Below are 9,798 nucleotides of genomic sequence, written 5' to 3'. Positions count from 1 at the left end.
GGGGGCGGTGGCAGGGACCGCGTCCATGGGCGCGGGAGCGGTGGGCGCCGCCGGAGCGTGGTCCGGGGTGTTGTGCGGTGCGACCGGGCCCGCTTCGGTCCGGTTCGCCTCGCCGGGGCCGGACGGCACGCCCGGAGCGGCCGACGGGGAGGCGGAGGATCGTTTCGCGAGGGACGCCGACGCCGACGAACGGATCCGGCGGCGCCCCGGATTGGGCCGGTCGACGTCCGGACGGCGCACCGGGAGCGGCGACTTGGCGGGACCCGGCGCGGCACCGGCCACGCCGGCACCGGCCCCCGCGTCCAGGACTTCGGCCGCGCTCACGCCGAGGCCGGGGGCGTCGGCCGCACCGGCCGCACCTGCACCGGGGTTCGCGGCGTCGGCCGCGGTCGCACCGGGCCCTGCGGACCCGGCCGCAGCTGCACCGGGCCCTGTGGACCCGGCTGCAGGCGCACCGGGCCCTGTGGACCCGGCTGCAGGCGCACCGGGCCCTGTGGACCCGGCTGCAGGCGCACCGGGCCCTGCGGACCCGGCTGCAGGCGCACCGGGCCCTGCGGTAGCGGCCGCAGCGGCATCAAGCCCCGCGGCATCAATCGCATCTGCGCCTGCACCAAGGCCCGCGGCACCCGCCGCATCTGCGCCTGCACCAAGGCCCGCGGCACCCGCCGCACGGGCGTCAAGGCCGTCGGCTCCGGCCGCATCCGCACCGGTACCCGCGGCGCCCGCCGCGCGGCTCACCACGGCCGGTGGCCGGTAGTCGTGCCGGGACGGTCGGGTCGACCGGTCGTCCTCGTCTCCACCTCGAACTCCATCGGCAGACCCCCGGATCGAGCCTCTACAGGTCATGTACGCCCCGTGGCCTCCAGCGGACCACCGGCCGCGAAAGCCTATCTCCCGCGCTTCGGTCACAGTGGCAAAGCCCCTGGCCGTACGGAGCACCGGGGGCCGGGCCGGGGTCAGGCGTCCAGGTGCCGGGGGCGCCCCGCCCCCACCCCCGCGATCCCCATCGGCACGCACAGCACCGCGAGGACGGTCAGCGGGACCGTCCAGCCGCCCGTCGCGTCGTGCAGCGCGCCGAGCAGGAACGGGCCCGAGGCGGCGAGCAGATAGCCGACGCCCTGCGCCATCCCGGACATCTCGGCGGCGCGCCCCGCGTCGGGGGAGCGCAGCACGATCACGGCGAGCGCCGTGCTGATCAGCAGGCCGGAGCCGAAGCCCTGCATCAGCATCCAGGCGTAGGCGCCCCCGACCGGCGCCACGATCAGGCCGACGAGGGAGGCGAAGAACAGGGCGGTGCCGGTGAGCGCGAACGCCACCTGCTGCCCGGCCCGGCCGACCAGCGCGGTGAAGGTGAGCGAGCCGGCGATCCCGACGAGGCTCATCAGGGACAGCATCCAGCCGGCCCCGGCGCTGGACATGCCCTCGTCGGTGAGCATCGCGGGGATCCAGGCCGCGCACGCGTAGTACTCCAGGGACTGCAGGCCCATGAGGAGCGTGATCTGCCAGGCGAGCGGTGAACGGCGCAGCGGGGTGCGGGAGTCCGCCCCGGGGCCTGCGGCCGCCGTCGTCGGGTCGGGGCGGCGCAGCTGCGGCACCCACAGCAGGAGCGCGAGCGCGGAGAGCACCGCCCACACCCCGATCGCCCCGCGCCAGCCCGCGCCGAGCGCGTCGCCGAGCGGCACCGTGACACCGGCGGCGAGGGCGGCGCCGCAGAACAGGGCCACCGAGTAGAGGCCCATCATCAGGCCGGTGCGGTGCCGGAAGTCGCGTTTGATGACGCTCGGCACGAGGACGTTCGACAGGGCGATGGCGGCGCCGAGCAGCACGGTCCCCGCGAAGAGCGCGGGCAGCCCCGGCGCGAGACGTACCGCGATGCCGACCGTGAGCAGCGCCATCATCGCGCCGAGCGCCCGGGTCATCCCGATCCGCCGGGACAGCTTCGCGGCGAACGGCGCGAGCAGCCCGAAGCAGAGGATGGGCAGCGTGGTGAGCAGGCCCGCGAGGGACCCGCTGAGCCCCGTCGAGCGGCGTATCGCGTCGAGCTCGGGGGAGACGGAGACGACGCCGGGCCGCAGGTTCATGGCGATGAGGAGGAGCCCGGCGGCGAGCAGGGCCCCCGCGGCGGGGCGCGCGGCGACACCGCGGGCTGCGGTCGGGGGTGACGGGGCGACGGAAGGTCGGGCGCTGTGCGGCATGTGCTTCAACGTAAGCGACGGGTCCGGTCCGCCGGTTCGCGCGGTGGTCTGTCGGCACCACCTCGCCCCGCTCTACCCTGACTGTGCCTCGACGGCCTTGAGGGGGAGTCGCATGAGCGATGACATCGAGCGCGTGGGCGGCGGCGGAGGGCGGCGGGCGAAGCCGCCGGGCGGTGGTGAGCGGCTCGCCGACTGGGCGGACGGCCGGCTCGGGCTCTACGGGCTCGCCAAGTCCCAGATGCGGAAGGTCTTTCCGGACCACTGGTCGTTCATGTTCGGCGAGATCTGTCTCTACAGCTTCATCATCCTGATCCTCACCGGCACCTATCTGACGCTCTTCTTCGATCCGAGCACCACCGAAGTCGTCTACAACGGCTCCTACGAACCGCTCAAGGGCATCATCATGACGCGGGCGTACGAGTCGACGGTCGACATCAGCATGGAACTGCGCGGCGGTCTGCTGATCCGGCAGATCCACCACTGGGCCGCGCTCGTCTTCGTCGCCGGAATGCTCGTGCACATGATGCGGGTGTTCTTCACGGGTGCGTTCCGCAAACCGCGCGAGGTCAACTGGCTGTTCGGCTGGACCCTGCTGTTCCTCGGCATCGTCACGGGGCTCACCGGATACTCGCTGCCCGACGATCTGCTCTCCGGCACCGGGCTGCGGTTCGCGCAGGGCGCCATTCTGTCGATCCCCGTCGTGGGGACGTACATCGCCTTCTTCCTCTTCGGCGGCGAGTTCCCCGGCGAGGACTTCATCGCCCGGCTCTATCCGGTGCACATCCTGCTGCTGCCGGGCATCATGCTGGGTCTGGTGGTGGCCCATCTGATCCTGGTCTTCTACCACAAGCACACCCAGTTCGCGGGTCCCGGACGGACCGAGAAGAACGTCATAGGGGCGCCTTTCCTGCCCATCTACATCGCCAAGGCGGGCGGCTTCTTCTTCCTCGTCTTCGGGGTCCTCGCCCTCATGGGGGCGGTCGCGACCATCAACCCCGTCTGGGCCTTCGGCCCGTACCGGACGGATCTCGTCACGACCGGCGCCCAGCCCGACTGGTACCTCGGATTCTCCGAGGGGCTGATCCGGGTGATGCCCAGCTGGGAGATCAACGCCTGGGGGCACACGCTGCAACTGGGTGTGTTCATCCCGTTCACGCTGTTCCCGCTGATCCTCTCCTTCATGGCGGTGTATCCGTTCCTGGAGGCGTGGATCACCGGCGACCGGCGCGAGCACCACGTCGCCGACCGGCCGCGCAACAAGCCGGTGCGGACCGGGATCGGCGTCGCCTGGCTGACCCTGTACGCGATCCTGCTGATCGGCGGGGGCAACGACATCGTCGCCACCCATCTCCACCTGTCCATCAACGCGATCACCTGGACGGTGCGCGTCGGCGTCTTCCTGCTGCCCGCGCTCGCGTTCATCATCACGAAGCGGATCTGCAACGGACTGCAGTTGCGGGACCGCGAGAAGGCGCTGCACGGCCGCGAGTCCGGCATGATCAAGCGGCTGCCGCACGGCGAGTACATCGAGGTCCACGAGCCGCTCACCCGGGCGGAGCTGTACACCCTGAACGCCCATGAGCAGCCCGTCGCCTACGAGTTGGGGCCGCGCGTCGACGAGAACGGGGTGGCCAGGAAGTTCACCGTGCGCCAGCGCGTACGGGCCCGGCTCGCCAAGGCCATGTTCGGGCCGGGGACGTATGTCCCGAAGGCGACGGCGGAGGAGTACCAGGCGCTGCACGCGGGCTGGCACGAGTCGGAGCGCGTCGACTGAGGGACGAGGCGAGGGGGGAGCCGCGCGTCCCGTGCGTACCGGGCGCGCGGCTCCCGCCCCGCTAGTGGTCCACGCGGACCGTGAACGCCCGGTCCGTGGACAGGGACGCCGTCCTGACCGTCGTGATGTCCTTCTTCTCGTCGTACGACCAGTCGCTCGCGGGGACCGCCCGCCCGTTCACCGTCACCCGGTCCGGCGCACCGGTCCCGTGCACCGTGAACGTGTAGGCGCGCCGGGCGACCTTGCCCGCGTAGCTCCCCTTGCTGGCACCGACGTCGATCACGGAACCGGTCCGCCCGGTGTCGACCGTCACGCGCTGCGTCGCCGACGCGCCCTTCTTGAAGTCGCGGGTCACCCCGTCGTCCTCGTAGAGCGTGTACGTGCTGTGCCCGCGGTCCGGTACGTACACGTCCCAGCCGAGCCGGGAGGTGTCGCGGGACTTCCACGACGTGGTGCCCTCGGGCCACATCGGCACGATCGCGCCCGACTTCACGAACAGCGGGAGCGTGTCGATCGGGGCGTGGTAGCCGTCGATCGTCGTCGGGCCCTGGTACTGCTTGCCCGTCCAGTAGTCCGTCCACGTGCCCTTGGGCAGGTAGATGCCGTCGCGCGTCTCCGTGTCCTGGTAGACGGGCGCGACGAGGAAGTCGTCACCGGCCAGGTACTCGTACTTCGCCTGCGCGCCCAGGGTGTCCGGGTCGTCCGGGTACTCCAGCCACAGCGGGCGCACGCCGCCGACGCCGGTGTCGGCGGCCTGCTTCGCCAGCGTGTACAGGTAGGGCAGGAGGCGCTCGCGCAGCTGCAGGTACTTGCGGTTGACGGAGGTGTACGGCTCGCCGTCCACCCACGGCTGCTGATTGATCTTCTGGCCGGTGGTGATGTCCTTCGCCCAGCCGTCCATCGTCATGATGGCGGGCAGGAACGTCTTGGCCTGGAGGTCACGCGCGTACATCTTCGCGTCGTGGGAGTAGATGGAGCCCACGTCACCGGTGTTGTACGCGATGCCGGACAGCGTGGCGCCCGCGTACGTGGGGATCTGCCAGCGGATGAAGTCCCACGACAGCTTCTGGTCGCCCGACCACAGGACCGCGCAGCGCTGGGCGCCCGCCCAGGACACCGGCATCCAGACGAAGCCGCGGGCGTCGCTGTTGTCCTCGATGCCGGCCTTCGCCCTGTCGCAGGCGTCGAGCGCCATGCCGTAGCCGTTGCCGACCCAGGCGACGTCGAGCTTGGCGACGCGCTGGCCCGCCTTCACCTGGTCGGCGAGCTTGTCGATGCCGTCCTGCGTCCACAGGCCGAGCTGGGTGCCCCGGTCCTGGAGGCCCTTGGCGGTCTCGGCGAGGTTCTCGTAGCCGCAGCCGTAGCCGTCGTTGACGAGCATCCAGCCCAGCGGCAGCTGGTTCTCGACGTATCCGTCGGCCACCTTGAGGGAGTCGAGGGTGTGCCGCTCGCCCTGGTTGGCGTTGTGCAGGTAGCAGTCGGCGTCACCGGGTTCGAGACCGTAGACCGGCGGCATGAACGGCTTGCCGACGAGGGACGTGTACCCGCCGATGACCTGCTTGGCGTCACCGAGGAAGTAGTACGCGTCGAGGCGGCGCTCCTGCTGGCCCGTGTGCACCGAGGCACCGAAGTCGTAGACGCCGGGGGCGAAGGTGTTGCGGTAGACGCCGTAGCCGGCCGAAGAGAGGTAGAACGGCTGGGAGTTGGGGTAGCCGCCCTCGTTCCAGTTGGTGTTGTTGGCGACGTAGACCGTCTTGTCGCGGTGCGAGAAGCTGCCGTTCTGTTCGCCGCCGCCGAAGAACTGCTCGTCCTTCGCCCGCTCCAGGCTCTGCCGCATGCCGCCCGTCGACCAGCGCAGCGGCTTGTCCTCCTGCCAGATCCGGGTCCTGTTGTCGGTCTTGTAGAGGCCGAAGCGCAGCGGCTTCTTGTAGACGCGCAGGACGGCGGCGGAGGAGCGGATGCCGTAGTAGGCGCCCGCGTCGAAGGACGTCGTGTGCCGGTCGGCCGCGGGCTGCTCGCGTACGATCTGCCGGCCGGCCGGGTCGGTGAAGGAGCCCGACGGGTCGGCCTGGAGCCGGAGTCGACCACCCTTCAGGAAGTCGGCCCTCGCCCTGAGGCCGCCCGCCGCGATCTCGTAGCTGCCGTCGCCGCCCTTGAAGGAGGTGAGGTTCCCGGCGTCCGTCGTCTCGGGCAGGTAGGCCTTGCCGACGAAGGAGTTGTCGTGCACGTCGTAGGGCACGACGACCACGTGGTACGTGCCGTTCGCCTTCGGGATGACCGTCGCCTCGGGGTCGGCCGTGCCCGCGCTGGACGCCACCTGCTTGCCCGCGTCGTCGTAGACGTACATGTCGAAGTCGTCGCTCGGCTGCTTCGCCCACTCGATCGAGATCGGCACGCCGCCCTCGGGGTTGTCGTCCCAGTACCCGTCCGGCACCGACACCGTGAGGTCGAAGCGGTCGCAGGTCTTCCCGTCCGGGTCGTCGGCGAGGGGCGGGCACTTCTTCGGGTCGTCGACGGTGCCGGTCGCGTACGTGGGGCTCTGCCACGTCACGCTCTGGTGGCCGGTGTCGAGGGTGCCGGCACCGGGGGTCGCCGCGCCCGCGTCCTGGGCGGGGGCGCCCAGCAGGGCCGCGCCGAGGGCCAGCGCGGCGGTGGTGGTGATCAGGGCTCTTCGGTGCGGCTGTCGTTGGTGCAGTTCTCGCATAGGGTGCGTCTCCGCTCAGAACGACCGACTGTTGTTTACTTGTGCGTGGAAGAAGCGAGTTGCGCGCACGTTCACGCACGAAGATTCCGTCTGGCGCAGGTTCATGTCAACGTCAGGACGGCAAAGACACGTCGGAGGTAAGAGGGATGAGCCGGCTCACCCGGGTCGAGGGCCTGCTGTACGGCGGCGACTACAACCCCGAGCAGTGGCCCGAGGAGGTGTGGCAGGAGGACGCCGCGCTGATGCGGGAGGCCGGGGTGAGCCTCGCCACCGTCGGCGTGTTCTCCTGGGCCCGCCTCCAACCCGGCCCGGACGCCTGGGACTTCGGCTGGTTCGACCGGCTCCTGGACCTGCTGCACGCGCACGGCATCGCCGTCGACCTGGCCACCGCCACCGCGTCGCCGCCCGCCTGGCTGGTCCGCGCCCACCCCGACGTGCTGCCGGTCACCGCCGACGGCGTACGCCTCGAGTTCGGCTCGCGACAGCACTACTGCCCCTCGTCACCCGTGTACCGGAACGCCGCGCTCACCCTCACCCGCAAGCTCGCCGAACGCTACGGCGACCATCCCGCGCTCGCCCTCTGGCACGTCCACAACGAGTACGGCGACCACGTCACCGAGTGCTTCTGCCCCCGCTCCGCCGACCACTTCCGCGCCTGGCTGCGCGACAGGTACGGCACGGTCGACGGCCTCAACCACGCCTGGGGAACCGGATTCTGGTCGCAGCGCTACGGCACGTACGACGAGATCGAACCGCCGCGCACCGCGCCAGGACCCGTCAACCCCACCCAGCTCCTCGACTGGCGCCGGTTCTGCTCCGACGCCCTGCTCGGCCTGCACCGCGCCGAGCGCGCCGTCCTCGCCGAGATCACCCCGGACGTCCCCGCCACCACCAACTTCATGTCGATGTTCAAGCCCCTCGACTACTGGAAGTGGGCCGCGCACGAGGACTTCGTGTCCGACGACGCCTATCCGGACCCGGCCGACCCCGAGGCCCACGTCACCGCATCGCTGAACTACGACCTGATGCGCTCCCTGAAGCAGGGCACCCCGTGGCTGCTGATGGAACAGGCGCCGTCCGCCGTGAGCTGGCGGCCCGTCAACGTCCCCAAGAAGCCGGGCCTGCAGCGGCTCTGGTCGCTCCAGGCCGTGGCGCGAGGCGCCGACGGCGTCCTCTACTTCCAGTGGCGGGCCTCCCGGGCCGGCGCCGAGAAGTACCACAGCGCGCTGCTGCCGCACGGCGGCACCGCCTCCCGGGGCTGGCGCGAGACCGTCCGCTTCGGCGCCGAACTCGCCCGGCTCGCCGAGGTCGCGGGCAGCCGCGTCACCGCGGACGTGGCGATCGTCCTCGACTGGGACGCGTGGTGGGCGCTTGAGGCCGACGACCACCCGTCGGCCCGGATGCGCTGGCCCGAACTGCTGCGCCCCTGGTACGCGGCCCTGCACGCCCGCGGCGTCACCATCGACTTCGTCCCGCCGCACGCCGACCCGACCCGCTACCGGGCCGTGCTCGCACCCAACCTGCACCTGCTGCGGACCGCCGACGCCGCGCGCCTCACGTCGTACGTCCGCGACGGCGGGCACCTGGTCTGCGGCCCCTTCAGCGGAGTCGTCGACGAGCACGACCACATCCACGACGGGGGAGCGCCGGGCCCGCTCGCCGACCTGCTCGGCCTGCGCGTCGACGAGTTCTGGCCCGTGCCCGACGGCGACCGCGTGCGGCTGGCCTCCGGCGCCGAGGCCACGCTGTGGACCGAGTGGATCGAGCCGACGACGGCCGCCGTGCACGACAGCTACGCGACGGGCCCGCTCGCCGGACAGCCCGCCGTCACCCGCAACCAGGCCGGCGAGGGCGCCGCCTGGTACCTCAGCTGCCACCTTCCGGACGCCGTCGGCGACGTGCTCGACCGGGCCCATCGCGCCGCTGGGCGCGGCCGTGGTCCGGACGCCGGTGGTCCCGGCGCCGCTCAGGACGCCGCGTACGCCCAGAAGTCCCGCATGATCCGCGGCGGGGTCGGTCCGGCCATCGCGTACTGCGTCAGCAGGACCGACACCGCCCCGGTCGACGGGGTGAGGTGCGCGGCTGTGCCGCTGCCGCCCACCCAGCCGTAGCGGCCCGGCACCTGCCACGGCTCGCGCGGCTCCACGTCGACGGAGCCGCCGAAGCCCCAGCCCTGGCCCTCGGTGAACAGATCGCTCGCGGTGCGCTGCGCGAGCGTCAGGTGGTCCGTCGTCATCAGCCGCACCGACTCGGCGGACAGCACCGGGCCGCCGCCCGCGAGCAGCATCCGGGCGAACGCCCACCAGTCGTCCACCGTGGAGACCAGCCCGCCCGCGCCGGAGGGGAACGCGGGCAGGCCGCTCCACTGGCCGTCGGGGGTGTCGACGCGTTCGGCACTCCCGTCGGCCGTGGGCCTGTACTGACTGGTGAAGCGGCCGCGCTCGGCCGCGGGGACCTCGAACCCGGTGTCCTTCATGCCGAGCGGCTCGAAGATCCGCTCGGCCAGGAAGTCGGGCAGCGAGGTACCGGTGACCCGGGAGATCAGCACCCCCTGGATGTCCGAGCAGGTGTTGTACAGCCAGGCCTCGCCCGGCTGGTGCAGCAGCGGGATCCGGGCCAGCGCCGCCAGCCAGGTGTCCGGCTCCGGGACCCGTTGCGGGCCGAACGGGTCCATCAGCGCGAACACCGGCTGCAGCGCGGGCAGTGAGAAGTCCGACGAGAAGCCCCAGCCCGCCCGGGACGTCAGCACGTCCAGGACCGTGATGGGGCGGACCGCCGGCAGCACGTCCTCGACCGGGCCCGCCGGGTCCCGGACCACGGTGGGCGACGCCAGCTCCGGCAGCCAGTGGGCGATCGGGGAGTCCAGCGCGATCCGGCCCTCCTCGACCAGCGCCAGCACGGCCGCCGCGACGATCGGCTTGGTGATCGACGCGATCCGGAAGATCGAGTCGCGCACCAGCGGCGCCGTGCCCTCCGCGTCGGCGTACCCGACGGCCGCCACCTCGCTCCGGTCGCCCCGGGCCACCAGGGCCACCGCACCGGGCACCGGCCCCTTCGTCACGTGCGGGGCGAGTACGTCGGGCAGGGATGTGGCGTCGGTCATCGGGGTCACCCTCCATCGCGTG

Annotated in this window: 4 protein-coding genes and 2 pseudogenes; 2 read left to right on the top strand and 4 right to left on the bottom strand. The window is 71.9% G+C overall.

Features of this window, described 5'->3' with window-relative positions; all coding sequences use genetic code 11:
• Both M4J07_RS31055 and M4J07_RS31050 read right to left on the bottom strand, forming a co-directional pair.
• Positions 1 to 324: pseudogene (locus tag M4J07_RS31055) on the bottom strand (hypothetical protein); the annotation flags it as partial.
• A gap of 632 nt (positions 325 to 956) precedes the next feature.
• The gene (locus tag M4J07_RS31050; RefSeq protein WP_255977150.1) at positions 957 to 2,195 is read right to left on the bottom strand and encodes a CynX/NimT family MFS transporter; all 1,239 of its coding nucleotides are present in this window, start codon (positions 2,193 to 2,195) and stop codon (positions 957 to 959) included.
• Positions 2,196 to 2,307: 112 nt separating this feature from the next.
• Here M4J07_RS31050 and qcrB point away from each other — a divergent pair, with 112 nt between their 5' ends.
• Positions 2,308 to 3,969 (top strand): cytochrome bc1 complex cytochrome b subunit, encoded by a 1,662-nt coding sequence (qcrB, locus tag M4J07_RS31045; RefSeq protein WP_255977148.1) that lies wholly within the window; start codon positions 2,308 to 2,310, stop codon positions 3,967 to 3,969.
• A gap of 61 nt (positions 3,970 to 4,030) precedes the next feature.
• Here the strand turns inward: qcrB and M4J07_RS31040 are convergent, their stop codons facing one another.
• The gene (locus tag M4J07_RS31040; protein ID WP_308284788.1) at positions 4,031 to 6,673 is read right to left on the bottom strand and encodes a glycoside hydrolase family 31 protein; all 2,643 of its coding nucleotides are present in this window, start codon (positions 6,671 to 6,673) and stop codon (positions 4,031 to 4,033) included.
• Between the two features lie 146 nt (positions 6,674 to 6,819).
• Between M4J07_RS31040 and M4J07_RS31035 the strand changes: the two are divergent.
• Positions 6,820 to 8,553 (top strand): annotated as a pseudogene (locus tag M4J07_RS31035) (beta-galactosidase); the annotation flags it as partial.
• Positions 8,554 to 8,639: 86 nt separating this feature from the next.
• Here M4J07_RS31035 and M4J07_RS31030 read toward each other — a convergent pair.
• Positions 8,640 to 9,776, bottom strand: a complete 1,137-nt coding sequence (locus tag M4J07_RS31030; protein WP_255977147.1) for a serine hydrolase domain-containing protein — start codon at positions 9,774 to 9,776, stop codon at positions 8,640 to 8,642.
• Positions 9,777 to 9,798 lie beyond the last annotated feature (22 nt).

This window comes from Streptomyces longispororuber (genome assembly GCF_024448165.1).
In the GTDB taxonomy this organism is placed as follows: domain Bacteria; phylum Actinomycetota; class Actinomycetes; order Streptomycetales; family Streptomycetaceae; genus Streptomyces; species Streptomyces longispororuber_A.
Note: the sequence above shows the minus strand (reverse complement) of the source record. Positions and strands in the feature narration are given on the sequence as shown.

Excerpts from the sequence above, each read along its gene's own strand:
- M4J07_RS31030 (WP_255977147.1), bottom strand. The coding sequence starts at position 9,776 with ATGACCGACGCCACATCCCTGCCCGACGTACTCGCCCCGCACGTGACG.
- M4J07_RS31040 (WP_308284788.1), bottom strand. The coding sequence starts at position 6,673 with ATGCGAGAACTGCACCAACGACAGCCGCACCGAAGAGCCCTGATCACC.
- qcrB (WP_255977148.1), top strand. The coding sequence starts at position 2,308 with ATGAGCGATGACATCGAGCGCGTGGGCGGCGGCGGAGGGCGGCGGGCG.
- M4J07_RS31050 (WP_255977150.1), bottom strand. The coding sequence starts at position 2,195 with ATGCCGCACAGCGCCCGACCTTCCGTCGCCCCGTCACCCCCGACCGCA.